Source organism: Thalassospira profundimaris WP0211 (genome assembly GCF_000300275.1).
Lineage (GTDB): Bacteria > Pseudomonadota > Alphaproteobacteria > Rhodospirillales > Thalassospiraceae > Thalassospira > Thalassospira profundimaris.
The window spans coordinates 331,006-357,278 of the sequence record NZ_AMRN01000003.1; the positions used below are offsets into that span (position 1 = coordinate 331,006).

A 26,273-nucleotide genomic window follows, 5' to 3' on the forward strand; every position below is an offset into this window, starting at 1 on the left:
CATAAATGCACGCTTTTCTCAACGGGCGATTTGACAGCTCGTTCCATTCCAAGTAAATGCAAACAATTCGCAATCGCTTTTGATTGCGATGCGGACAGGTTTTGGGAATGGTTGCGACCTTGCGCGATAGGGAACTGTTGACCTTGCTGATTGCCCATCGGGCAGAGCTGGTAAACTATGCGCGCGCAATTGTCGGGGACGCAGCCTTGGCCGAAGACGTGGTGCAGGATGCCTATTTCCGGCTTGAGCGCGCCCAGCAGGTCAAGCTTGATGACAAGCTTGATGAACCGGTTGGCTATATTTTCCGCATCGTACGCAACCTTGCCATTGATGGTCGGCGCCGGATCGGGCGCGAAAGCACACTGATCCAGGGCGATGCCAGCGATGCAACGGACATGATTGCTGCAGACGGCCCCGATCCCGAAGAAAAGGCCATTGCATGCGGTCAGGTTCGGTTACTGGAACAGGCCCTGTCCCAATTGCCTGAAAAATCCCGTATCGCACTTGAAATGCATCGTTTTGGTGGCTGCAAATATACCGAAATTGCCCGGCGGCTTGATGTTTCGGTTGGAACCGCGCATGCGCTGGTCGCCGGAGCCATCGAGCACTGCAAACAAGTTCTGGCGAAAGGGGGGGTAAACGACAAAAAAGTCCGCGGAAATTTGAAAATCCGCCGGGCTCGGTTCGTTTATTAAACAGGAGAGAGATGCAAATGTGCCAGAACAGAAAGACAAGCCAAGAAAACTGCCAAAGCGCAGCATTCTGTTCTGATGCCGTTTGGAGAAATGCACGGCCATGAGCAATATGACAATCCCCGCCACGGCAAGTGAATGGATTACGCGCCTTGCCGATGAACCGGATAACGCGCAGTTGCGCCACGCCCATGATGCTTGGTTGATGGCGTCTGAGGAAAACCGGGCGGATTGGGATGAGACGCTCCGGGTTTGGCAGATGCTTGATATGACTGTCCCGGTCCATGGGGCGGAATGGGCGCACCGGGTACGTGCAAACACACCGCAACAAGATCGTATTTCGCCCGTCGGAGATATTGGGCATTCACTGCGGACAAATCGGCCCGCCAGTTGCGCGTCGGCACTCGGTCATGCGCGCCGTTCATGGCGCAGGGCCGGTATCGTCGGCGGTGTTTTTGCCACCCTGGTTGCCTGTGTGCTGTTGCTTGTATCTCCTGCCGTGACCGAGCGGTTGGCAGCTGACTATATTACCGCCACCGGGGAAACACTGGTTGTTGATCTGCCTGATGGCTCCATCATGCATCTTGGGCCCGAAAGTGCGATTGCACTTGATTTTGATGAGGGGCGCCGCATCAAGCTGCTTGATGGGGAGGCGTTCTTTGAAGTCAAACCCGATGAAAAACGTCCGTTTGTGGTGCGCGCCAAAGAAGCCCGGGTGACCGTTCTGGGAACGGCATTTAATGTGCAAAGCGACCGCGCCAGCGTAGATGTCGCGGTGGAGCATGGCCATGTTCGCGTTGATGGTTCCGGCGTTGCAACGCCGCGCGAATTGCATGCTGGTGATGCTGTGCATGTCATGGCAGATGGACAAACCGTGATGCGCAAGATGTCCCCAGCGCTGGTCGCGTCCTGGCGCAATGGGCAACTGATTGCCAAGGATCAGCCCTTTGCCGACATGGTTGAAACCGTTGATCGCTATCAAAGCGGTTGGGTGGTTGTGACCGATGACGATCTGGCCGCAACGTCTTTGACCGGTTTCTATGATCTGAACGATCCGTTAGCAGCGCTTCAGGCGATGGCGGATGCACAAGGGGCGGAAATCAAGCAGGTATCCCCATGGTTGGTGCTGATTTCGCCAAAGTAATTTCGCGCCTTATCAAAGGCTTGTGCAGAAAAATCCAAGAAAATTGAAATTAATTTGAAAATCGGCCCGCGCCGCTTCGTTGCTTGGATATAGGGTGAATTTAAGTATCATTTGCAATTTGCCCGGTTCAAACAGGCTTAGCGAAGCGGAGAATATGGAATGATGGGGGATCAGTTGTCGGTCGTTGCGGGGAAATGGCGTCATCGCCTTGTGTTAACGACTGCTCTGTCGGTTCTGGCGCTGCCGGTGATCGGTTCGCAAGCGGGTGCAAGCGAAAAACTAACGGCAAACATGTTGACTACGGATGCAAGTCGGGAACTTGCACAAGCGTCTGCAACGCACAGCTTTGACATCGCGCCGCAAATGCTGGCCGATGCGCTCGCGCTGTTTGGTCAGCAGGCCGGCGTGCAGGTCTCAGCCGATGGCGAGCTGGTACGCGGTGTTGAAACGTCCGGTGTGTCGGGTGAATACCAGACCGAGGACGCATTGCAGCGCCTTCTAGCAGGGACGGGTTTGACATTCCGGATCGCGACAAGCGGTGCGATCACGATCACCGGCTCCGCTCAGAGTTCAGCAAACGATGGTGATGTTCTGGCCCCGGTGATTGTTGAAGCCAACGCCATCTCGGATGACCATGCCGGTGCGGCAGATCGGGCAAGCTCGATCTATGTCACGAAGAAAGATCTCGAACGCCGCAATCCGCAGGATGTCAAACAGGTGTTTGGCGGTGAATCGGGTGTTTCTGTCGGTGGTTCCGTGCCGCTGAGCCAGAAGGTCTATGTTAATGGCGTTGAAGAAACCAATCTTGCGGTTTCAATCGATGGCGCCCGTCAGAACAACAAGGTGTTTCACCATAACGGGACAACTTTGATTGATCCGGCCTTGCTGAAGGCTGCGCGTGTTGATCCGGGTGTTGCCCCGGCTGATGCCGGACCAGCAGCACTTGGTGGTTCCATCGTCTATGAGACGGTAGATGTCGGCGACCTTCTGGCGCCGGATCGTACATTGGGTGGTTTTGCGGTTGCCAGCTTTGATACCAATGGTGGTCGGTTTACCAACGATCTTTCAAGTTATGGCCGCGCAGGCGATGTTGAGCTTCTTGGTTATTTCAAATGGGCCAAGGGCGATGATTTTGAATCCGGCGATGGCGATCAAATGCCAGGTACGGGTTCGGACCTGCGATCCGGCCTTGTGAAAGGCGCTTACGAAGCCAACGATTATCATCGCTTTGAAGTCTCTGCCGAACAGGTCCGCGACAATGCGCGCCGTCCATACCGCGCGAACATGAGTAACCTGACCAACCGGAACGACCCGGCGGAACGTGTTTATGATCTGGCACGGCGGAAGTTCGTGTTTAACTATGACACGCCGACAGCAGACGGCATTTGGGATCCGAGAGTTGTGATGGCCTATTCTGAGTCGGATCTGAGTGTTCCCAGTCCGGACAACAGCGAAGGGCTGTCAGCCAGTTATTCCGGCAAGGTCGAGAACGACTTCAACATCACCGATGTTGATAAAATCACCGCCGGTGTCGATTTCTATCATGACCGTTCAAAATACCATGATCCGAACTATTCGACCGACGAGGTCGCGACCAATGTCGGCGCCTATGGTCAGGCACGCCTGCAACCGCTTGATCCGCTGCGCCTTTCCTTTGGCCTGCGCGGTGACCGTCAGGCTTTTGAAGGTATCGACGGGACAGAGATCGACCTTGATGGTGTAAGCGGCAATGCTTCGGTAGCGTTCGACGCGACCGATTTCCTGACCCTGAAGGCAGGCTACTCCAATGTCTGGGGTGGGATCGCACTGGCCGAGAGCTTCTTGCACAACCCGTCGTGGGATTATAGCAAGGGCGTAAAAGCCGTGCGTGCAGAGAACTACACGACCGGGTTTGAAGCCCATTATGACGGCTTCACATTTAGCGGTGATCTTTTCCGCGGTGTCTTCGATAACGTTCGCAACCCGACCTATAACGGCGGTCCTTCGCTTTACAGTGATTTTGAAACACGCGGATATGGCTTTGGTGTCGGCTATAATTGGGGTGCCGGCTTTGCCCGCCTGAATTACACCGACACTGAAATCACAGTGAATGGTGGTTCTGCCAGTTCTTATGACACGCAATATCTTGGTGCGCCGCTTGGTCGGATCTTTGCCCTTGAAGTTGGTCATACATTTGAGGACCTGAACTTGCGCGTTGGCGGTACCGGTGAAGCTGCGCTGAAAAATACCGATACTCAGGATGCCGGCGGATTGGCGCTTGAGGCGTACGAGGTGGTCGGCCTTTACGCGGAATATAAGCCATCCGGGGCGGATTTCCTGACATTGCGTGCTGAAGTCAACAATCTGTTTGATGAAAACTATGCAAGTCGTGCGACCTACGGTCAGGACTTCACAACGGTGGAGCCGCTCTATGAACCGGGTCGTTCGTTCCTGCTACAGGCAAAGGCAACTTTCTAAGTCCGCCATGTTTTGGTGACGTTTCACCCGGGGCAGCATCAGTTGCCCCGGATTTCGTGATTTTGAGGTGGGAAATGAAAACCTTACGGACATGTTTTCTGATTTTGCTTGGAATGCTTGTCGCGGTGCCAGTTGCAAAGGCCAGTAGCGTCACGGTGACCGACATTGCCGGGCGTTCGGTGGCGGTTGAATTGCCGGTCAAACGCATGGTGGTCAGCGAAGCGCGCTATATCCCGTTGCTAGCACTTTTGCGGCCAGATGATCCGGTTGGTGGCATTGTCGGGACCATGACACCGCTTAACTGGACGCATCCAGAACTTGAAGCACAGCTTTTTGAACAGCACCCGAACGCGCGTGATATTCCGCTTTTTGGCGGACAGAACAAGGACAGTGTGTCTGTCGAAAAGATCATTGATTTGGCACCGGAACTGGCGATTTTCGGGCTGAATGATCACGGGCCCGGGGCAAAAAATGCTGAATTGATTGATCAGCTAACAGCGGCAGGTACGAAGATCGTCTTTATCGATTTCCGATCCGACCCGCTTCATAACACCTTGCCATCGATAAGGTTGCTGGGGCGTCTGCTGGGTGCGGAAAAGCGCGCAGAGGAATATGCGGAATTTTATCAAACCCGCTTTGATCGCGTTGTCACCCGCGTCAGCCAGACTGAACAGCGTCCGAGCGTTTTCTTGCAAGCTCATTCTGGGCGCTTTGAATGCTGTTGGGGGATGGCGGATGGCATGCTGGGGCCATTTATTGAAATTGCCGGTGGCACAAACATTGCCGACGCGGTGGCACCGGGGCCGACTGCCCAGCATACAGCGGAGTTCCTGCTAACCGAAAATCCAGATGTCTGGATCGGAACGGCTTCCGGCACCTTTGACGAATTTACCGATGGTGCGGAACCGGTCGCACTTGGCGCAGGCATGACGCCCGAAACGGCATCGCAAAGCCTGACACGTTATTTGTCAGCCCCGGAATTTGCCGCGCTGGATGCGGTCCGCAACGGTCGGTCGCACAGCATCTGGCATAATTTCTATAACTCGCCGTTCAATATTGTCGCGCTTGAGGCCTTTGCCAAATGGATTCATCCGGAGATTTTCAACGACATTGATCCGATGGAAACCCTGGCCGAGATCTATGACCGCTGGCTTCCGTTTACGTTGAACGGGACCTTTGCCGCCACTGTTGGGACCGTCCAATGACAGAGATCGGCGCGACGCTCTATCAACGGTTTGGCAGCATTCACAAGCGGCGTCTTGTGACGGTGTCGGCTTTGGCGGTCGGGGTTGTGGTGATGCTAGGGCTTGATCTTTGGGCCGGGCCAGCCGGACTTGCGTTTTCTGATATCGTTTTGGGATTGATAGACCCGCAACAGCTTGAACTTCGTCATCGCATCATTTTGTGGGATGTGCGCCTGCCCGATGCCCTGATTGCATTGGCGGTGGGCGCGGCACTTGGACTTGCTGGGATCGAGACCCAGACCATTCTCGATAACCCATTGGCCAGTCCGTTTACGCTTGGCGTGTCATCGGCCGCGGTTCTGGGGGCCAGTCTGGCGATTGTCGTGGTGCCAGTTGTCCCATTCTTTGCCGAGGCGGCAGTTTTACCGATGATGGCGTTGCTGTTTGCATTGGGATCGGGGGTGCTGATCCTGATGATCGTGCGATGGAGCAACGGGGCGCGTGAAACCGTGGTGCTGTTTGGCATTGCGCTTGTCTTTTTGTGCAATGCCCTGACGGCTGGCCTGCAATATATCGCCAGTGCTGAGGCGGTTCAGCAGATTGTCTTCTGGACGATTGGCAACCTGACCCGCGCGGGATGGCCCGAGGTTGCCATGGTCGGTGCGTGCTTTGTGTGTGTCCTGCCGTTTTCGCTACGTCATGTGTGGGTCATGACGCTTTTGCGTGGTGGGGAGGCTCATGCGCGCAGCATGGGGATCAATGTCGCACGTTTGCGTCTTTGGGTGATCTTGCGGGTCTCGCTTCTGGCGGCCTTTGCCGTGTGCTTTGTCGGTGCAATCGGCTTTATCGGATTGGTCGGGCCGCATATCGCGCGGTTGATGCTGGGCGAAGATCACCGGATGCTGGTGCCCGGATCGGCCTTATGCGGCGCGCTGATCCTGTCATGCGCGTCCTTCCTGTCAAAGGCACTGATACCCGGTGTGATTATTCCGGTTGGTATTTTAACCGCCGTTGTCGGTGTGCCGGTGTTTTTTGGATTGTTGTCGGGGCGGAGGCGCATGGCATGACCCGGTTTACAGCACGCGGCATATCCGCGTTTTACGGGCGCAAGCATGTGCTTGACCGGGTTGATCTCCCCGATTTGACGGATAATCAGGTTCTCGGGCTTCTTGGGCCCAATGCGTCGGGCAAGTCGACTTTGATGCGCTGCCTGTCTGGTGAAAAGACAACCGAAGGCCGGATCGCGATTGATGGTGAAACGCGCGCGGATATGGGGCATGACGGTTGGCATCACCGTTTGGCGTCGATGCATCAGTCCCCACCCAATCCATCTGCGCTTTTGCCGACTGAACTGATGTGGAGTACGGCGCGTGCGCTTGATCTTGATATTTCCGATCAGGAACTAGGGCGTCAGATCGAAGACATATTCAAAAGACTGGGACTGGCAGAGGTTGCCCTATCCCCGCTTCACACCCTGTCGGGGGGCAAGCGCCAATTGGTTGGTTTGGCGCTGGCATTGATGCGCGATCCCGAAGTGTTGTTGCTTGATGAACCGACATCGGCCCTTGATCTGCATTGGCGCATGGTGGTGCTTGATCTGGTGCGTGAACGCTTGGCAGAGCGCGGCGGGGTCGTTATTGCAGCCCTGCATGACCTTGATCTGGCGGCGCGCTATTGCGACCTGATTGTGCTTTTGCATCGGGGCAAGATCATCGCATCCGGAACCCCGTCAGAGGTTTTGACGCCAGCCAACCTTGCACGTGTTTATCGCGTTGAAACCCGCGTCACCGCCGATGAGGACGGACGACCGATCGTGCATGTCATCCGCCCGTTGCGTGATTTTGAAACCGCATAACGCAAGGTTTATCGTGGCGCCTAGCCGGTTCTAAGCACCTGTGCCTCATGCAGGCGGCGATAGGCACCGTCACGGGCCAGTAGCACATCATGGCTGCCTTGTTCCGCGATGCCATCTTGTGTGATGACAACAATGCGATCCGCATTGCGGATGGTGGCAAGGCGGTGCGCGATCACAAGGGTCGTGCGCCCCTTGGCCAGATCATCAAGCGATTGCTGAATGGCGCGTTCTGTTTCGGTATCCAGCGCCGATGTCGCTTCATCCAAAATCAGGATCGGAGGATTTTTCAGGAAAATGCGCGCGATGGCAACCCGTTGCTTTTGCCCGCCTGATAGCTTCACACCACGTTCACCAATCACCGTATCAAGCCCAGCGGGCAGGCTTGCGATCAAATCATCAAGACGCGCACTTTTGGCAGCATCAAGAATTTCATTCTCGCTGGCATCAAGGCGGCCGTAAGCAATGTTGTCGCGCAACGTCCCGGCAAACAGGAAGACATCCTGCTGCACGATGCCGATCTGACTGCGCAGGCATTTCATCGTCATGTCACGAATGTCGGTGCCATCAATGGTGATGCGCCCGTCATCCACGTCGTAAAAACGCGGCACCAGTGAACAGAGTGTGGTTTTGCCTGCGCCGGACGGACCAACGAAGGCAACGGTTTCGCCCGCCTCGATCGTGATGTTGATATCATCAAGAATGGTGCGGTCCGGGCTATAGCCGAAAGTGACTTTTTCAAAGGCAAGGTTGCCCGACAGAACAAGGTCATCATGCGCATCGGGGCGATCGACAATGTCGGGTTCCGTGTTCATCAATTCCTGATAGTTGCGAAACCCCGCAATACCCTTGGGATAGGTTTCAACAACAGCGGCGATCTTTTCAAGCGGCTGGTAAAAGACGTTTACCAGCAACAGGAAGCCGACAAAACCACCAATGCTCAGCCCGCCATTGACCACGAAATAGGTGCCGGCGATCAGGATGACGACCTGAACGATGCGCATGCCGAGATAGTTGATCGCAAGGCTGATCGCCATAATGGCATAGGCCTGCAACTTCACAGTTCGGTACTGCTCGTTATCATGATGGAACAGGGCGCGTTCGTGATCTTCATTGGCAAAGGCACGCACCACACGCACACCACCGACATTTTCCTCGATCCGCGCGTTGAAAGCCCGCACGCGCCCGAACTGGTTTTGCCAGTTGCGCGTCATGTCCCCGCCGAAACGTACCACCAGCCACATCACCAGCGGTGCGATGGTCATCGCAATCAGCGCCAGCGGCGTGTGGACGGTAAACATCAGGATGAGCGCGCCGACAAAGGTCATGATTGCGACAAACAGGTCCTCGGGGCCGTGATGGGCAACCTCGCCGATTTCCTCAAGATCCTTGGTCACGCGGGCAACAAGATGACCGGTTTTCTGATTGTCGTAAAAGCGAAAGGAGAGCTTCTGAAGGTGGTCGAACGCGCGGCGGCGCATTTCGGTTTCAATCGTGATGCCCAGAACATGTCCCCAATAGGTGACAACCGCCATCAGGCCGGTATTGACCAGATACACAATCAACAGACCAAGGGCCGCCAGCAGGATCAGACCCCAGTCCTGTTTAGGCAGCAGGGTGTCAACAAATCCGGCGACAGCAACCGGGAAGCCCAAAGACAGCAGACCCGACAAAACAGCGCACCCGAAATCAAGCAGGAACAAGCGTTTGTGCGGAAGATAATAGGAAAAGAACTCTTTGAGCATCACGTGCATTCCAACGATAACCGGGAGGATTATTCATATAGGAATGGTTCTTATTTGCATAGAATAAGTCTGCGCTATCAAGGCGAAAATCACCGTGATTTGCCTAAAAAATTCCTTTGCGCGTTTTGACAGCCTAGTCGCAATCAATCCGGATTGATAACCCGGATCGGATCGCCGCTGTGCCAGGCCAAAATGGCCTCGACCGTCTGGCCGTAAAACACGTTCCAGGTGTTGCGGGTGACATAGCCAAGATGGGGGCTTAGCAACAGGCCGTCACAATGGCGCAGCGGATGCGATACGGGCAGCGGTTCGTGGTCGTAGACATCGAGTGCAGCACCGGCAATCCCGCCACTGTTGAGCGCATCAATCAGGGCAGTATCATCAATGATCGGGCCGCGTGATGTGTTGATCAGATAGGCGGTTGGCTTCATCTGTTTGAACTCATTCGTGCCGATCAGGCCATGGGTGCGATCAGACAGGCGTTGATGGATGGTGACGAAATCCGACGCGCGCAACAAATCTTCCTTGGTTGCCATATGGATCACGCCAAGTTCGTCGCAGCGCTCCTGCGTCAGGTTGGCACTCCAGGCACAGACATGCATGTCAAAGGCCTGCGCCATTTTCGCGACCTTTGCGCCCAACCGTCCAAGCCCGATAATCCCCAAGGTCGAACCTGCAAGATCCTGACCGATTCCGACTTGCCAGCCGCCGGCGCGCATCGATGCGTTTTCCGCCATGAGATTGCGGGCCAATCCCAGCATCAGGGCAAAGGTCAGTTCCGGCGTTGCCGTGGATGGGGACTCTGTGCCGCAAACTGTGATGCCCAGTTCACTTGCGGTTGCGACATCAATGGCGTCATTGCGTTTGCCGGTGGTCACGATCAGCCGCAGGTTCGGAAGGGCGCGCAAAATGTCGCCCGTAAGAGCTGTGCGTTCACGCATGACACACAGGACGTCAAATGGCTCAAGGCGGCTGATCAGATCGCCCGTATTGCAAACATGATCGTCAAATACGGTGATCTCGCCGTGATTTTGGACGTCTGTCCAATCGGCCGACTGCAGGGCAATGTTTTGATAGTCATCAAGAATGGCAATACGCATCTGGGCTGTGTTTCCAATGGGTCAGGGCTGGGGGGCTGTCGCGTCAGGCCGCGATATGAAGGGCAAGAAATTCGGCTGTGCGGGCATGCGCAACTTCGGCGGCCGCTTCGACATAGGCGGATGGACGTGCTTCGTTGGCAAAGGCATGACCGGCTTCATACATATGTACTTCCATGCCGGGCAGGGCTGCCTTGGCGTCTTCAATCATCTCAATCGGGACGTGGCCATCAGACAGGCCGAAATGTGCCAGAAATGGCGTGTGCAGCGGCTTATCCAGATATTGGTCGATACGCGTGCCATAGAATGAAACACCCGCCGCGATATCAAGACATTGGGCACTGCGCAGGGCCAACCCGCCGCCCCAGCAAAAACCGATCACGCCAACCCTGCCACCCTTGGCAGACATGGCGCGGGCGGCAGCATCGATGTCGGTCAGGGTGTTTGGCAACTCGGACGCCATCATCAGCGCACGCGCCCGATCAAAATCGTTGAAGTCAACGACCGCACCACGCTCCACCCGGTCAAACAGGGCAGGGATGGCGACCTCATAGCCAAGGGCTGCATATTTGCGCGCAACCCCCTTGAGCTGTTCGGTGAGCCCAAAAATTTCCTGCAGGATTACAATCGCGCCGCGTCTTGCACCAACGGGTGGCTCAAACCAACAATCAAGCTTGTGCCCGTCAGCTGCGGTAAGGGTCTCCATCATGTCCTGTCGTTTCCTTTCCTTTCTCGGCGCAATGGTCCTTTCGGTGATGATATCGAATTGCGGGGCGAGAACAATCATCATGGTCACAGCGGATAATGTATCCTCAATTGGCTTGCCCTTTGGGATGATGATGTGACATCACTAAGGTATGAGGAATAAATCGTTCTTTTTGCAGGACTTGGCTTGTGCAGGACGCAAAAGAACCCGCGTGACGATATCAGGAGAGAGAATTCATGAAGCTTTTGCGCTATGGCCCGGTCGGGGCGGAGAAACCGGGGCTTTGTGATGCGGATGGCGTAATCCGCGATCTTTCCAGCGTGATTGATGATCTTGATCCAACCACGATTTCCGATGAAACCTTTGCACGTATTGCAGCGCTTGACCCGGAAAGCCTGCCGGTCGTGTCGGGTGATCCGCGCATTGGTGCCTGTGTCGGGCGGCCGGGCAAGTTTATCTGCATCGGTTTGAACTATTCCGATCATGCGCAAGAAGCCGGTATGGAACTCCCGCCAGAACCGATCATTTTCCTCAAGGCAACCTCGGCCGTTTGTGGTCCGAATGACACGATTGAAATTCCGCGCGGTTCGACCAAAACCGATTGGGAAGTCGAACTGGGCGTGGTGATTGGCAAGCACACCAAATATGTTGACGAGGCAGATGCGCTTGATCATGTCGCAGGTTATTGCCTGATCAATGATGTTTCCGAGCGCGCGTTTCAGCTCGAACATTCTGGCCAGTGGGTGAAGGGCAAAAGTGCCGATACCTTCGGTCCGATTGGTCCGTGGCTTGTCACCCGTGATCAGGTTGCCGATCCACAGAACCTCTCCATGTGGCTCGATGTGAACGGCAAGCGTTATCAGGATGGCAGTACGAAAACCATGGCCTATGGTGTTGCGTTCGTCGTCAGCTATCTGTCGCGCTTCATGAGCCTGCAACCCGGTGACATCATCTCGACCGGCACCCCGCCGGGTGTGGGTATGGGGCAAAACCCGCCGGTGTACCTCAAACCCGGTGACGTGATGGAACTGGGAATCGATGGCTTGGGGGCGCAGCGTCAGGAAGTCGTTCAGGGCTAAGCTGGGAATAGGCTGCGATAAGCGGTAGGCGGGATAGTTATCACATCTGCAGCTCACATGAATGTGAACTGCAGATCTAAGCCTCTATAAAAGTCTTTGTTTTATGTGCCGCCTACCTGTTTTCATTGGCTTGAGAACAAAAAATCAAAAATTAGTGGGCATGGACTTGCATCTTGCCCAATTCAGGACATTTTTGTCAGAACAAAGTGCATTGACGTTGTTAAGCAATCTGCGATAAGTGACTTTAGGTCATTGTTGTTCAGTGCTTAAGCAATGTGAAATGCTTGTCCAAGGGGTATGGGGATACCGTGCGCATGAAGCGCCCTTACAGGATTGGTGATGCACATGTCTAATCTGGCGATCAAAGTGAACGAGTCTTGGCCGGTTTCGGTCAATCCGATGGATGTTTCAGTTGATGAGGCTGGCCCTGTGTCTCGGACTTCAAAGGCACAGGATGGTGTCGGTAGCTTTGCGTTTGCAGATATCTATTTGCGCGGCGCGCCTTGCTTTCTCAAGGGGATGATGCTGCAAGCCCGTGGCGAAGACGTCAAGGGAACCCTGCGCAAACCCGATGCTGGTGTACTGGCATTTGAAAATGGTGCGTGCGAGCTGACGGCGACGCCGCTGTTTCTGACAGTTGCGATGTCGGCGACCGATGAACACAGCCTTGCGGACATGCAGGCTTATTTCGAAAACAAGCTTCGGACCCTCTCGCCGCAGACCAAGATCGAAATTGACTGGCGAAATAAATGACCATTTGTCACTTCTTGGTGATCAAAAAGCCCGTTCAGCATTGAACGGGCTTTTGTTTTGTCTGCCTGGTCGCAAACGGGAATGTGATCGCGATCCGCTTTGCGCATTCAGGCCGGTGCCGTTGACGGCAATTGTGTGTTCTCAGCTCATGATAAACCGATCACGAGCCCCACGTACGACGCGCGTTATATGATCGACAATGGCCGCGACACTTCGCGTATCCTTGGTGTCCGGGTGCTGGAGCATCCAGTAGTTTCGGGTGAAGCGGATTTCAGGCAGCAGGCGGACGAGGTCGGGGATGCCTTCGGTGGCGTAGTCGTGCAGGATGCCGATGCCGTATCCGTTGCGCACCGCTTCCATCTGGGCCACCACGCTGCCGCATTCAAATCGGCGTTTCATCAGTTTGCCAAGGCGGGCGGCGTAATCCAGTGCTCGGCTGTAAATCAGGTCCTCGATATGCGTGACAAACAGGCGGTCTGTCAGATCGGCCTCGGTTTTGACCGCACCAAAACGTTCGATATAGGATTTGCTGGCATAGACACTGAGTGTGTAGTCGGTGAGTTTGCTGATCACCAGGCGCCCTTGCTTGGGTCGATCAAGCGTGATGGCGATATCAGCTTCGCGTTGCGATAGCGAGAATGTCCTTGGCAGCGGCACCAGCTGGATCACTAGATCCGGGTGATTGGATGCAAAGTGAGCCAACTCACTTGCCAGAAAATAATTGCCCAATCCGTCGGGGACGCCGACGCGGACCGTGCCGCTGATCAGCTCTGACTGGTTGGAAACGGCGGTGCCAGCACGCAAAAAAGCCGACTCTGCGGCCTCTGCCGCCTGCATCAATTCCCGTCCCGCCGGGGTCAGGTCCGATCCGGTGGTGCGCCGTTCAATCAGTTTGGTGCCAAGTTCCTGTTCAAGTGCTGTCAGCTGGCGGCCCACCGTTGCGTGGTTCAGGCCAAGTTGCCGGGCAGCGGCAAGGATCTGGCCTTGGCGGGCAACAGCCAGAAAGATGCGGAAGCGATCCCAATCCATGATGGGTGTGATCCTGTTGTGACTTTAATTTTTGCACATCGAATTTGCGGAAATGATAATTGATGTGCATCCCTGTGCATAGTCATAATGGGTGCAGGATATTAAGGGGGAAGACCCCCACTTATATTAAGATCGTCCCACTGATCATCAGGTTTATCGGGAGAAACCCAATGGCAACCCAACTTACCCATTACATCAACGGCAAACGCGTTGCCGGTAACTCCGGGCGTTCGGCACCGGTTTTCAATCCGGCAACAGGCGCACAGAGTGCGACGGTTGATCTGGCATCCAAGGCCGAGGTCCGTGCCGCTGTTGAATCCGCGTCCGCCGTTGCCGCCGAATGGGCCGCAACCACGCCGCTGCGCCGTGCGCGTATTCTGAACAAATTCCTTGGCATCCTCGAAGATCGTTCCGAAGAACTCGCAGCCGCCATCACGGCTGAGCATGGCAAGGTTCTGTCCGATGCGCTGGGCGAAGTCACCCGCGGGATCGAGGTTGTTGAATTTGCCACCGGCGCGCCGCAGCTGCTTAAGGGCGAGTTCACCGAAAATGTCGGCACCAAGGTTGACAGCCATTCCATCCGTCAGCCGCTTGGTATTGTTGCCGGTATCACGCCGTTCAACTTCCCGGCCATGGTGCCGATGTGGATGTTCCCGGTCGCCCTTGCCTGTGGTAACTGCTTCATCCTGAAGCCGTCAGAGCGTGATCCGTCCGCCTCCCTTCTGCTGGCTGAATGGCTGACAGAAGCCGGCCTTCCGGATGGCGTGTTCAACGTTGTTCAGGGTGACAAGGAAGCGGTGGATGCGCTTCTGTTTGATCCGGATGTTTCGGCCATCAGCTTTGTTGGATCGACCCCGATTGCCAAATACATCTATGAAACCGCGACCGCGCAGGGCAAGCGTTGCCAAGCGCTTGGTGGGGCGAAAAACCACATGATCATCATGCCTGATGCCGATATGGATCAGGCGGTCGATGCCCTGATGGGAGCGGCGTACGGATCGGCCGGCGAGCGTTGCATGGCAATCTCGGTTGCTGTGCCGGTCGGCAAGGAAACCGCCGATACCCTGATCGAAAAACTGGTTCCGCGCATCAATGAACTGCGCGTGGCACCGGGTATTGATCCGGCGGCCGAAATGGGCCCGCTTGTGACCGCAGCCCACCGTGACAAGGTTGTCGGCTATATCAACAAGGGCGTTGAAGAAGGTGCCAAACTGGTGGTTGATGGCCGTGACATCAAGCTGCAGGGCTATGAAGACGGTTACTTCGTCGGTGGTACGCTCTTTGATGACGTCACCCCGGATATGAGCATCTACAAGGAAGAGATCTTTGGCCCGGTTCTGTCGGTTGTGCGTACCGATGATTTCGAAACCGCTGCCAACCTTGTTGATGACCACGAATATGGCAATGGCACCGCGATCTTCACCCGCGATGGTGATACCGCCCGTGAATTTGCCGCACGCACCCAGACCGGCATGGTCGGCATCAACGTGCCGATCCCGGTCCCGATGGCCTTCCATTCGTTTGGTGGCTGGAAAGCATCGCTGTTTGGCGACCATCACATGCATGGCCCGGAAGGCGTTCGCTTCTATACCAAGCTGAAAACCATCACCACGCGCTGGCCGACCGGCATTCGCAAGGGTGCTGAATTCGTCATGCCGACCATGAAATAAGCGATGAAATAAGTATTGCACTCATCGCAGTATTAAAGGGCGCGCAAAGCCAAATTTGCGCGCCCTTATTTGTTCGGGGTGTTAGCTGCCAAAGGATGCCGGTTTGGCGGGCTTGATGGCTTCCATGATGGTGCCGGGAATGAAAACGCGGAAGGTTGCCCCGCGTCCCGCAGGACTTTCGGCCCATATCTTGCCCTGACAATGTTCGACAACATGCTTGGCGATCGCAAGGCCCAAGCCCGAACCGGATGGCTTTGGTTTGTCATCGGCGTATTTGCCGCCGCGCGAAAACTTGTCAAAGATGATTTCAAGCTCGTTCGGGGCAACGCCCTTGCCGTTATCAGTGATCGAAACCAGATAGCCGCCATCCATGGCTTCCCCGCGCACCGATACTTCGGGGTGATCCGGCGCAGAGAATTTGGCAGCGTTCGACAGCAGATTGATGAAGACCTGTGTCAGGCGGTCGCGGTCAACATTCAACAGGGCCGAATTGCGCGAATATTCCTTGGTCAGAACAACACCCTTGGCATCAAACAGGCCTTTGACAGCATCAATGCTTTCATCAAGTACTGTGCGCGGATCGACTTCGACCGCGCGCCAGTCGGAATGACCGGCTTCAAGACGGGCAAGATCAAGATGGTCATCAATCAGGCGGGTCAGGCGTTCGCTTTCGCGGACAATGATTTCAAGGAAGTGATCGGCTTGTTTCGGGTCAAGGTTCGGGGAGTCGACCAGAATTTCCGAAAACGACCGGATCGAGGTTAGCGGCGTTCTGAATTCATGGCTGACCATGGTCAGGAATTCATCCTTGAGCCGGTCCAGTTCCTTGAGCCGTTCGTTGGCGGCACGCAGTTCGGCGGCGGCTTTTTCAAGTTCGCGCGACTTGGTTTCAAGGCGCTGGGAATATTCAATGACGTGAGAGGTTTCTTCGAGGATCTCAAGCACTTCATCAAGGCTGACCATCTCGCCCTTGGCGACAGATGACACCATCACACGGGCCGATGCCGCCCCGATGGAGCCCGCCAGAAGCCGTTCGGTAAAGGCAATCATGTCGGCATCGGCTTCGCCCTTGCCGCGCCAGGATGGATCGATGCTTTGATCAAACTGGCGGAAGGACTGATAGGCGCGATCCCGGCCCAAAAACCGTTCGACCAGTTCATAAAGATCGTTGGCCGAGGCCGATGACCGCCAGATCACGGTATCCTGCCCCTTGCGTGAAAAGGCATCGACAAACAGGGTTGCCTGAATGCGTTCAAGCGCGCTTGGCTCGGTAAACAGACTGATCAACACATAGGCCGCTGTATTGAGTGAAATCGACCAGATCAGGGCATGGGTCAGGGGTGCGAAATCCGTCAGACCAAACAGGCTTTCGGGGCGCAACCACGGATGACCAAACGCGCCATTGAGAATAAGCGACGGATCCATCCAGCCACTATCGGCAAGTGATGGCAGCAACAGGGTATAGCCCCAAACCGCAAAGCCGATGGTGAGTGCGACCTGCGCGCCGGTTCGTGTGCCGCCCTTCCAGTAAAGCCCGCCAATCATGATCGGGATGAACTGGGCAATGGCGGCAAAGGAAATCAGCCCGATTTCGGCCAGCGCATCACTGGCCCCGGCAGACCGATAATAGGCAAAGCCCATAAACACCACGACGACGATGGAGGCCCGCCGAATAAAGATCAAAAGCCCGGTCAGATCATCACGTTCGGTCAGGCGCAGCGGGCGAATGCGCAACAGCGCTGGCACAATCAGGTCGTTACACACCATGGTCGAAAGCGCAATGGTGGCAACAATCACCATGCTGGTACTGGCCGACAGGCCGCCGACATAGGCGAGCAACGCCAGCAGCGATTGATCTTCAAACAGCGGCACGGAAATCACAAAGAAGTCCGGGTCCGACCAGACCGGAAGGGCACCGAGCCCCGCCAGTGCAATCGGCAGAACAAACAGGTTCATCGCCAGAAGATAAAGCGGGAAGGCCCAGCTTGCGGTGGCAAGGTGACGTTCATCGACATTTTCAACAATGATCACCTGAAACTGGCGCGGCAGGCACAGGATGGCCGCCATCGAAAGCATCATAAGCGTCAGCCAGCGTGAGCTGCCCCCTTCGGGCAGCATCAGGAGCTTTGCCGTATCGGCGTTTTCGGCTGATTGGGCAAACAGGTCGCCAAGCCCGTCATACATCACAAACGAGACAAAGAAGCCAACGGCCAGAAGGGCAAACAGCTTGACCAGACTTTCAAAGGCGATGGCGGCCACCATGCCTTCGTGATGTTCATCAGCATCAATAAATCGCGTGCCAAACAGAATGCCAAACAGCGTCAGGCCAACCGCGGCCCAAAAGCCGCTATCGGAAAAGATGCTGACCGTTTCGCGGACCGGTTCGACCATGCCGAATTCCCAGCCGGTCAGAACAGTGTAACTGGTGGCAATCGCCTTGAGCTGAAGCGCGATATAGGGCGTGGTGCCGATCACCGCGATCAGGGTCACAAGGACCGAAAGCTGCGTGCTTTTGCCATAGCGTGACGAGATAAAGTCTGCAATCGAGGTAATGCGATGGGCCTTGGAAATGCGCAGCATCTTGCGCAACAAAAACCACCAGCCGAGAAAGATCACGGTCGGGCCAAGATAAATCGTCAGATACTCAAGCCCGTTGCGCGCGGCTGTTCCGACCGCGCCATAAAACGTCCATGACGTGCAATATACCGCGATGGATAAGGTATAGACCGTCGGGTTGCGGACCCAGGAATGGCCATCACGCGCGCGTTTGTCGCCCCACCATGCAATCGCATACAGCAGACCGACATAAATCAGCGACACAAGGATGACCAGTTCCGAGGATAGCATGGGCTATTTCCTCTCGATCTGGGCAGCACTGCGCAGCGCACGTGTCAGAACAGCACACAGCGCAATCAGGATAGCCCATCCGGCAAAGAAATAGACAAACAGGATCGGCAGGCCAAGGATCGTGCCATCAAGCGAAAACATCCCCACAATCGGCGGCAGCCAGATGAACAGCGCCACCAGCATCAGAACAAGGGCGCGTTCGGTAAGTTTGCGTGGTGGTGTGATGGGGGCCTCCTGCGCATTGATGGGCAACGCAAACGCGCGTCTCAGTTTTCCGCACGTTCCAGCAGGGCTTTGACCCGGGACACAACATCGCGTGTGGAAAACGGCTTGGTGACAAAGTCATCCACGCCAAGTTCAAGCCCCTTGCGGCGGTCCACTTCGCGGGTTTTGGCAGTCAGCATCATGATCGGCATTTGTCGGGTGTTGGGGTCGTTGCGCGCTGCGCGCACGACTTCAAACCCGTCGCAAACGGGCATCATGACATCAAGTAAAACCATGTCCGGAATATCGCGCGCAATCATCGAAATCGCCGTACGGCCATCCGTTGCGACACTGACGTCATAGCCTTCCTTTTCCATCAGAAAGCTGAGTGATTCGACAATGGTTTCCTCGTCTTCGGCAATCAAGACCTTTGGTCTCTCATTCAAGGACGTTCTCCCCGATTTTTTGGATTTTTATATTCCCAATCCTAACGACTTACGGGCTGAATGATAATGCTACTTTGGGGTGGTATAGATAAGACGTTGCTTGAAAGCCCTCATCAGATCATTTTTTGGCGGTTTTCGGCGTGCCATCGGCCATTTCATAGGCGCGTTGTGCGCAATCATCGCGCGGGCACTGGCGGCATGAAATCCCGACCGGGACCGCCGATTCAGGACGATCAAGCGATAATCGGTCGCCATAAACCACATCATTTGAAAAGGCCGTGTCGCAACCGATCATCACCGAATGAACCGAGCGCGGAACGCCATATCCCCCGGCCCCGGACCGCAACGCACGCGCAACAAACAAAAATTCACTGCCATCGGGCAGACGGACAAATTGCGGAATGACACGTTCGGGCGCGGTATAGGCTTCGTGCACCACCCAGCGCGGGCACGCCCCGCCATAACGCGGCAATTGCAGGCCCGATGCCGAGAACCGTTTGGAAATGTTCCCGGCGATGTCGGTGCGCACCAAGTGGAACGGAATGCCTTCGGCCCCCGGGCGGCGAAGCGTCGTCAGGCGGTGGCAAATCTGTTCCCAACTTGCCGCGTAGCGTTGCTGCAAAAGTTCGATGTCATGGCGCATGCTGCGCGCGTCATCCAAAAACAGGTCATAGGGAAACAGGAGTGCGGCGGCAGTATAGGATATCAATGCCTCGGATGCGCGAACCCGTCCTGCTTTGCTGCCAATCTGGGCGCGATCCAGTATCTCGTTGATCGGGTCTGCGGCCTCAAGCCGGCAGATGGTGCGCGCTGCCTGAAAACGCGCCGAGGTGATCGGAAGCGCGCGGGAAATGCACAGGGTATTATTCTTGGCATCCCACTGATAGCCGCTTGTCAGGAAGTCCTCGGACGGGCGGCGTTCGATCCGGGTGTTGTGGGTGTCTTCAAGGTAATTGATCAGATCGGTCAGATAGAGCCCGCCATCGGGATCAATCACCGGGCGCATCTTGTTGGCGTGGTCTTCAAGGGCGGGGAAGTGGTTGGCATTGTCATATAACAGATCATCAACTTCCTCGGCCGGGCTGGCGGCCGGGCGGCCGGCCTCGCCGCGTTCAAGGAAGTTGAAAATTTCGGTCGCGGATTCGGCAAGGCGCTGGGATTCGCGCACCAGTGTCGCGTTAAAGCGTGCGCGCTGGTCGGGTGACAGATCATCATAGTCATCGAAAATCTCGGCCACTGTCCGGATCGAGGTAATCCGGGTCAGGATCGAATGGCTGGCCTCGGTTAGGAACGGGTCATGGCTGAGCCGTTCGGACAGCGCGTCAATATCATCAAGGCCACTGCGATAGGCGCGATACAGCGACAAGAACGCTGTGATCATGCCCGGTGAGGCCGCAATCATGGCGGGGAATTCGCGGCTTTCGACCGGGGTGGTGCGAAAGACCGGGTCGGATGCAACTTCGGCCAGATCCGAAAGCAACCGGCTTTCCTCGGACCCTGACAGGCTGTGAGGATGAATTTCCAGTGCCTCGGCAATTCGCATCAACAATCCGCCGCCGATCGAGCGGCGGTTATGTTCGATCAAATTAAGGTAGGACGCCGAGATGCCCGCAGCCTTCGCCAGGGCATTCTGGGTCATCCCGATGTCTTTTCGCCGTCCGCGAATGCGGTGTCCGATGGGGGCCTGACGCGCCATACTAAAGTCTTACCTGTTGACAGAATTTACTAATTTTCACAAAGCTCATCTATATATTTACAAAAAAGTTCTTTTATATCAACTAGGTGTTGATTCATTTTCAGATGATCCTCATTGTTTTGTCAGGTCGATAAAAAAACGAACCAAAAAACAGGCCTCAGATTTCTCTGAAACAGATCCCAAGACATTGGGGAGGAAAACCATGTCGGAGACTAAGCTTATCGGAAATGTATCTCGTCGTACGATCCTGAAGGGATCCGCGGCAACCACGGGTGCAGCCCTCATCGGCGGCACTTTCCCGATGCATTTCATCAAGAACGCGCATGCCCAGACCTTCCGGGGTGATCCGGGCAGTGCTGCCAGCGTCAAACTCGGTTTCAACGTGCCGCAGACCGGCCCATATGCCGATGAGGGTGCTGACGAATTGCGTGCCTATCAGCTTGCGGTCAAGCACCTTAATGGCGAAGGCGATGGCGGTATGCTCAATACCATCAAGCCGCTTCAGCTTAAGGGTAACGGCATCCTCGGCAAGAAAGTCGAGTTCGTGACCGGTGATACCCAGACCAAGTCCGATGCCGCGCGTGCTTCTGCCAAGCGCATGATCGAAAAAGACAATGTGGCAATGATCACCGGTGGTTCGTCCTCTGGTGTGGCTGTTGCCGTGCAGGGTCTTTGCCAGGAAATGGGCGTCATCTTCATGGCGGGTCTGACCCACTCGAACGACACCACCGGTAAAGACAAAAAGCGTTATGGCTTCCGCCACTTCTTCAACGCTTACATGTCCGGTCAGGCGATCGCGCCGGTTCTGCTCGACGAGTATGGCGCAGAACGCCGCGCCTATCACCTGACGGCCGATTACACCTGGGGCTGGACCCAGGAAGAATCGATCAAGGCCGCGACCGAAAATATCGGTTGGGAAACTGTGAACACCGTTCGTACCCCGGTGGGTGCTGGTGACTTCTCCCAGTACATCACCCCGGTTCTGAACTCTGGCGCAGATGTCCTGATCCTGAACCACTATGGTAAGGACATGGTCAACTCCCTGACCCAGGCCGTTCAGTTCGGTCTGCGTGACAAACAGGTGAATGGCAAGAACTTCGAAATCGTTGTTCCGCTGTATTCCCGCCTGATGGCACAGGGTGCTGGCGATGCAGCCAAGGGTATCCTTGGGACCACCAACTGGCACTGGTCGCTTCAGGATGCCGGTTCGCAGGCCTTCGTGAAATCGTTCGGTCAGGAATACGGCTTCCCGCCGTCCCAGGCTGCGCATACCTGCTACGTCCAGACGCTGCTTTATGCAAACGCCTGCGAAATGGCCGGTACGTTCGCACCTTGGGAAGTCATCAAACAGCTTGAAGGTTTCGAGTTCGATGGCGCGGGCAATGGCCCGACCCTGTACCGTGCAGAAGACCATCAGTGCTTCAAGGATGTTCTGGTTGTGCGTGGTAAAGAAAACCCGCAGTCCAACTTCGACCTTCTTGAAGTCGTCAAGGAAGTGCCGCGTGCACAGGTCGAGTATCCGGCCGACATGTTCGGCGGTGAACTGGGTCCGTATCAAGTCTGATGCACCCAAATTGATGCAAGCAGGGCCGGCCATCTCCCAATGGTCGGCCCGTTTGCCCTCTGGCCTCGGCCTGTACGACTTTTGACTAAGTCCCTTACGAATACGCGGCGGATATCTGATGGACGCTATATTTCTTCAAATCCTGAATGGTCTGGACAAGGGCGGTGCCTATGCACTGATTGCGCTTGGCCTGACTCTGGTGTTCGGCACGCTTGGCGTGGTGAACTTCGCGCATGGTGCCATCTTCATGATGGGCGCATTTTGCGCGGTAACTCTCGAAAAACTTTTGACCCTTTCGGTCAAGGTCAAGGATGAGTCGGTCACCTTCTTTGACGCCTACAAGGAAACGCCCTACCTCGAACTGTGGTTTGGCGATACCGGCACGGCAATCATTGACTGGTCTGTACCGCTGTCGATCATTCTGGCGATACCGGTGATGTTGCTCATTGGCATTGTCATGGAACGCTCACTCATCCGGCATTTCTACAAGCGTCCTCACGCCGAACAGATTCTTGTGACTTTTGGTCTGGCCATCGTGCTTCAGGAACTGGTCAAGGCCGCCTTTGGCGCAAACCCGATCCCGCAGGGCGCACCGGATATCGTTTCCGGATCTGCCGCCGTTGGTGCGATCTTTGGTCTGGGCGAAGCGGTAGTTTATCCTTGGTGGCGTCTGATTTATCTGGCGTTCTCGCTGATCACCATTGGTCTTGTGTTCTCGTTCCTGCATTTCACCACCTACGGGATGGTGGTGCGCGCCGGGATGGCCGACCGCGAAACGGTCGAACTTCTGGGCATCAATATTGAACGTCGCTTTACGATTGTGTTTGGCATCGCGGCAGTGGTCGCGGGTCTGGCAGGCGTGATGTACACGCCGGTTCTGCCCCCGGATTACCATCTGGGCATGGACTTCCTGGTGCTGTCATTTGTCGTGGTTGTTGTGGGTGGCATGGGCTCCTTGCCCGGTGCGGTGGCCGCTGGCTTCCTGCTGGGGATCCTGCAGTCCTTCTCGTCCATGACCGAGGTAAAAGACATCTTCCCGGGCATTGACCAGATCATCATCTACCTTGTTGCCGTCGTCATTCTGTTGACCCGTCCGCGTGGTCTGCTGGGACGCCGGGGCGTGATGGAGAGCTAATAATGTCAAATACAAAAATCGTCTCGCCCAAGAAAGATATGATCTTTATGGCCATCCTGTCGGTCGTGGTCCTGACCATGCCGATCTGGTTGCAGCCCTTCGGGGCGGCCTATCCTGACCTGATGCAGAAGTTCATGATCTTTGGCATCTTTGCCATCGGCTATAACATCCTGTTTGGTCTGACCGGTTATCTGTCCTTTGGTCACGCAGCCTTCCTGGGTGTGGGGTCCTACACGGCGGTGTGGTCGTTCAAGCTGCTGTCGATGAACGTTATTCCGGCCATGATCTTTGGCACGGTTCTCTCAGGGCTGTTTGCGCTCGCGATCGGCTTTGTGTCGTTGCGTCGTTCAGGGATTTACTTCTCGATCCTGACACTGGCCTTTGCGCAGATGTCCTATAACCTTGCCTATTCGGTTCTGACCCCGATCACCAATGGTGAAACCGGTCTGCAACTTGCACAGTCCGATCCGCGCATTCTTGATCACATGTCAGGCATCGTTGCCGACGGATCGCTGCCGACCCCGAACCTATTCGGGATCGAGGGGATCGGTTATTCCGGCTTCTATATCTGTGCCGCCCTGATGCTGATATCGTTCTTCATATATCTGCGCATCTTCCGCTCACCGTTCGGGCTTAAGCTGCGTGCGATCAAGTCGAACCAGAACCGTATGGGCTATACCGGGTTCAGCACCCGACCATATCTGATGACCGCCTTTGTCATCTCGGGCATGTATGCCGGTCTTGCCGGTTCGCTTCTGGCGGTCACCGATCCGCTGGCCGGGGCCGAGCGCATGCAATGGACCGCATCGGGCGAGGTCGTTCTGATTACCATCCTTGGTGGTGTCGGGACCCTGATTGGTCCGCTTTTGGGTGCAGGTATCATCAAGTATTTCGAGAACATCTTCTCGGCCTTTAACGATGACGTGCTGCTGAATGCGTTCTCCTTCCTGCCCGATTGGCTGGCCCATCCGGTGGCATCCGTGGTTGGTCTGTTTGTCGGCGAAGGCTGGCACCTGACCCTTGGTCTTGTCTTCATGCTGATCGTGATCTTCCTGCCCGGTGGCATCATGGAAGGTATCACGCGCCTGACGCGCCTGGTTACCAAACGTGACAAGGCCGAGCCGAAGTCCGAAGCCCACGAAACCAAAGAAAAAGAACAAACATCGGCGGGGGAGGTCTGATCCATGTCCGAATACATTCTTGACGTCACCGACGTCGACAAGAACTTTGGCGGTCTGCAGGCGCTTTCCGATATCAACCTTCGGGTCAAGGAAGGCACCGTGCACGCGATCATCGGGCCAAACGGTGCGGGCAAATCGACATTGCTGAACGTGATCGTCGGGCGTCTGGCACCAAGCCGCGGTCGTGTGTTGCTGGGCGACCAGGTTCTGACCGGCAAGGAACCGCACGAGATCAACCAGCTTGGTGTCGCGCGTGTTTTCCAGACGCCGGAAATCTTCCCGGAACTGTCGCTTTTGCAAAACGTGATGGTTCCGGCCTTTGCCAAGCGCGAAGGCATTTTCAAGATGAACTTCCTCAAAAGCCTGTTTGCGGAAAAAGAAGTCCGCGAACATGCCGAACACCTTCTTGAAGATGTCGGCTTGCTTCAGCACCAGGATCATCTTGCCGGTTCGATGTCGCGTGGTGACAAACGTCGTCTTGAACTTGCCATGTGCCTTGGCCAGCAGCCGAAACTGTTCCTGCTCGATGAACCAACAGCTGGCATGTCGCGCCATGACACCAACCGCACGATTGATCTGCTCAAACGGATCAAGGAACGCGGCATGACCAAGGTGATCATTGAACACGACATGCATGTTGTGTTCAGTCTGGCCGATCGCATCAGCGTCTTGGCCCAGGGTGCCATCATCTGTGAAGGCACACCGGAAGAAGTACGTAACGACCCACGGGTCAAGGAAGCCTATCTCGGAGGGGAAACGGTATGAACGCTTTGCCAAAACAGGAACCCGTCCGTAAACAGGGTGGAGATCCGGCGTTTTTCTCGGTCTATGACATCCACGCCTATTACGGCGAAAGCTATATCGTTCAGGGGCTGTCCTTTGATGTCCGCGAGGGCGAAATTCTGGCCCTTCTCGGTCGTAACGGGGCGGGCAAGACATCGACACTCCGCACGCTCGCCCGCATGGGCGACCCGGAACTCAAGCATGGTGAAATCTGGCTTGATCACCAGCCGTTGCACGAAATGAAGGCATGGCAGGCGGCCCGTCTGGGTCTGCAACTTGTGCCCGAAGATCGGCGCATCATTCCGGGCATGACGGTTCAGCAGAACCTTGAACTGGCCCAGATTGCCGAGCCGCATGGCTGGTCGATCCAGCGCATCTATGAGCTGTTCCCGCGTCTTGGTGAAAGGGCGGAACAGGAAGCCATCACCCTTTCCGGTGGCGAACAGCAGATGCTGGCGATTGGCCGCGCACTGGCCCGTGACATCAAGCTTCTGCTGCTTGATGAACCCTATGAAGGCCTGGCTCCGGTCATTGTTCAGGAAATTGAAAAGACCCTGCAAAACGTCAAGAAGCTCGGCATTACGACGATTATTGTCGAGCAGAATGCAATTGCAGCCCTGAAACTGGCCGACCGCGCGATTATCATGGATAGCGGCGAGATCGTCTTTGACGGGACCGCGCAGGCTGTTCTCGATAACGAGGAACTGCGCGACCAGTACCTTGCCATCTAGTGATTAGGGTCAGGACCCATCAATTTGGTTTTAATGGTTGACCGGATTTGTGCGGATACGCGGAGCAAAGCCGCCGAAAGATATTTATCTTTCAAGGTTTTACGACAAAGTAGCCCGTGCAAATCCGGTTAATCCGAAGGACAGACGTTATATTTGCAAACTCCGGCGTCAAATCCCTTGTGCGGGATACCGACCCGCCCTGCGGGCTTTTCCTTGGATTTCACAAATATAACGTCTGCCATTTAAATCAAATTGATGGGTCCTGACCCTCACGACAG

At 55.6% G+C, this 26,273-nt stretch carries 22 protein-coding genes; 14 read left to right on the forward strand and 8 right to left on the reverse strand.

What is annotated here, in order from left to right; translation table 11 throughout:
* Window positions 1-107: 107 nt before the first annotated feature.
* The 6 genes from TH2_RS08255 (at window position 108) to TH2_RS08280 (ending at window position 7,332) form a co-directional block, all read left to right on the forward strand.
* Window positions 108-695, forward strand: coding sequence for a sigma-70 family RNA polymerase sigma factor (locus TH2_RS08255; RefSeq protein WP_008889958.1), 588 nt, complete (start codon window positions 108-110; stop codon window positions 693-695).
* Between the two features lie 100 nt (window positions 696-795).
* Window positions 796-1,836 carry a FecR family protein gene (locus TH2_RS20520; protein ID WP_008889959.1) on the forward strand — a complete coding sequence of 347 codons (1,041 nt, stop codon included), beginning with the start codon at window positions 796-798 and terminating at the stop codon, window positions 1,834-1,836.
* A 159-nt stretch (window positions 1,837-1,995) separates the two neighbouring features.
* Window positions 1,996-4,293: a TonB-dependent receptor gene (locus TH2_RS08265; protein WP_008889960.1), complete on the forward strand. Its 2,298-nt coding sequence runs from the start codon at window positions 1,996-1,998 to the stop codon at window positions 4,291-4,293.
* Window positions 4,294-4,418: 125 nt separating this feature from the next.
* Complete coding sequence (locus TH2_RS08270; RefSeq protein WP_238538676.1) at window positions 4,419-5,498, forward strand: ABC transporter substrate-binding protein; 1,080 nt, start codon at window positions 4,419-4,421, stop codon at window positions 5,496-5,498.
* Window positions 5,495-6,544, forward strand: a complete 1,050-nt coding sequence (locus TH2_RS08275) for a FecCD family ABC transporter permease (RefSeq protein ID WP_008889962.1) — start codon at window positions 5,495-5,497, stop codon at window positions 6,542-6,544. The genes TH2_RS08270 and TH2_RS08275 overlap by 4 nt, the downstream gene beginning before the upstream one ends.
* Window positions 6,541-7,332: an ABC transporter ATP-binding protein gene (locus TH2_RS08280; protein WP_008889963.1), complete on the forward strand. Its 792-nt coding sequence runs from the start codon at window positions 6,541-6,543 to the stop codon at window positions 7,330-7,332. The genes TH2_RS08275 and TH2_RS08280 overlap by 4 nt, the downstream gene beginning before the upstream one ends.
* A gap of 20 nt (window positions 7,333-7,352) precedes the next feature.
* On the opposite strand, the gene TH2_RS08285 is transcribed toward TH2_RS08280, so the two are convergent.
* The 3 genes from TH2_RS08285 to TH2_RS08295 form a co-directional block, all read right to left on the reverse strand.
* Window positions 7,353-9,074, reverse strand: coding sequence for an ABC transporter ATP-binding protein (locus tag TH2_RS08285; protein WP_008889964.1), 1,722 nt, complete (start codon window positions 9,072-9,074; stop codon window positions 7,353-7,355).
* A 143-nt stretch (window positions 9,075-9,217) separates the two neighbouring features.
* Complete coding sequence (locus TH2_RS08290) at window positions 9,218-10,174, reverse strand: D-2-hydroxyacid dehydrogenase family protein (protein ID WP_008889965.1); 957 nt, start codon at window positions 10,172-10,174, stop codon at window positions 9,218-9,220.
* A gap of 43 nt (window positions 10,175-10,217) precedes the next feature.
* The gene (locus TH2_RS08295; RefSeq protein ID WP_040823258.1) at window positions 10,218-10,880 is read right to left on the reverse strand and encodes a dienelactone hydrolase family protein; all 663 of its coding nucleotides are present in this window, start codon (window positions 10,878-10,880) and stop codon (window positions 10,218-10,220) included.
* A 233-nt stretch (window positions 10,881-11,113) separates the two neighbouring features.
* On the opposite strand from TH2_RS08295, the gene TH2_RS08300 reads away from it, so the two are divergent.
* Both TH2_RS08300 and TH2_RS08305 read left to right on the forward strand, forming a co-directional pair.
* Entirely contained in the window at window positions 11,114-11,956 is an 843-nt protein-coding gene (locus TH2_RS08300; RefSeq protein ID WP_008889967.1) for a fumarylacetoacetate hydrolase family protein, read from the forward strand.
* A 345-nt stretch (window positions 11,957-12,301) separates the two neighbouring features.
* Window positions 12,302-12,709, forward strand: a complete 408-nt coding sequence (locus TH2_RS08305; protein ID WP_008889968.1) for a DUF2218 domain-containing protein — start codon at window positions 12,302-12,304, stop codon at window positions 12,707-12,709.
* 141 nt (window positions 12,710-12,850) lie between these two features.
* Here TH2_RS08305 and TH2_RS08310 read toward each other — a convergent pair whose 3' ends face one another.
* Complete coding sequence (locus TH2_RS08310; protein WP_008889969.1) at window positions 12,851-13,738, reverse strand: LysR family transcriptional regulator; 888 nt, start codon at window positions 13,736-13,738, stop codon at window positions 12,851-12,853.
* Window positions 13,739-13,908: 170 nt separating this feature from the next.
* On the opposite strand from TH2_RS08310, the gene TH2_RS08315 reads away from it, so the two are divergent.
* The gene (locus TH2_RS08315; RefSeq protein WP_008889970.1) at window positions 13,909-15,408 is read left to right on the forward strand and encodes a CoA-acylating methylmalonate-semialdehyde dehydrogenase; all 1,500 of its coding nucleotides are present in this window, start codon (window positions 13,909-13,911) and stop codon (window positions 15,406-15,408) included.
* 81 nt (window positions 15,409-15,489) lie between these two features.
* Here TH2_RS08315 and TH2_RS08320 read toward each other — a convergent pair whose 3' ends face one another.
* From TH2_RS08320 to TH2_RS08335, 4 genes are all read right to left on the reverse strand, one after another.
* Window positions 15,490-18,255, reverse strand: a complete 2,766-nt coding sequence (locus TH2_RS08320; protein ID WP_008889971.1) for a sensor histidine kinase — start codon at window positions 18,253-18,255, stop codon at window positions 15,490-15,492.
* 3 nt (window positions 18,256-18,258) lie between these two features.
* Complete coding sequence (locus TH2_RS08325) at window positions 18,259-18,507, reverse strand: hypothetical protein (protein WP_008889972.1); 249 nt, start codon at window positions 18,505-18,507, stop codon at window positions 18,259-18,261.
* A gap of 14 nt (window positions 18,508-18,521) precedes the next feature.
* Window positions 18,522-18,905, reverse strand: a complete 384-nt coding sequence (locus tag TH2_RS08330) for a response regulator transcription factor (protein ID WP_040823096.1) — start codon at window positions 18,903-18,905, stop codon at window positions 18,522-18,524.
* A gap of 118 nt (window positions 18,906-19,023) precedes the next feature.
* Entirely contained in the window at window positions 19,024-20,601 is a 1,578-nt protein-coding gene (locus TH2_RS08335) for a helix-turn-helix domain-containing protein (RefSeq protein ID WP_008889974.1), read from the reverse strand.
* Window positions 20,602-20,803: 202 nt separating this feature from the next.
* Between TH2_RS08335 and TH2_RS08340 the strand changes: the two genes are divergently transcribed.
* From TH2_RS08340 to TH2_RS08360, 5 genes are all read left to right on the forward strand, one after another.
* Window positions 20,804-22,165 (forward strand): ABC transporter substrate-binding protein, encoded by a 1,362-nt coding sequence (locus tag TH2_RS08340; protein ID WP_008889975.1) that lies wholly within the window; start codon window positions 20,804-20,806, stop codon window positions 22,163-22,165.
* Window positions 22,166-22,283: 118 nt separating this feature from the next.
* Window positions 22,284-23,300 carry a branched-chain amino acid ABC transporter permease gene (locus TH2_RS08345; RefSeq protein ID WP_008889976.1) on the forward strand — a complete coding sequence of 339 codons (1,017 nt, stop codon included), beginning with the start codon at window positions 22,284-22,286 and terminating at the stop codon, window positions 23,298-23,300.
* A gap of 2 nt (window positions 23,301-23,302) precedes the next feature.
* Window positions 23,303-24,481, forward strand: a complete 1,179-nt coding sequence (locus TH2_RS08350; protein WP_008889977.1) for a branched-chain amino acid ABC transporter permease — start codon at window positions 23,303-23,305, stop codon at window positions 24,479-24,481.
* Between the two features lie 3 nt (window positions 24,482-24,484).
* Window positions 24,485-25,246, forward strand: a complete 762-nt coding sequence (locus TH2_RS08355) for an ABC transporter ATP-binding protein (RefSeq protein ID WP_008889978.1) — start codon at window positions 24,485-24,487, stop codon at window positions 25,244-25,246.
* Window positions 25,243-25,995: an ABC transporter ATP-binding protein gene (locus TH2_RS08360; RefSeq protein ID WP_008889979.1), complete on the forward strand. Its 753-nt coding sequence runs from the start codon at window positions 25,243-25,245 to the stop codon at window positions 25,993-25,995. Before TH2_RS08355 ends, TH2_RS08360 begins: the two co-directional genes overlap by 4 nt.
* Window positions 25,996-26,273: the final 278 nt, after the last annotated feature.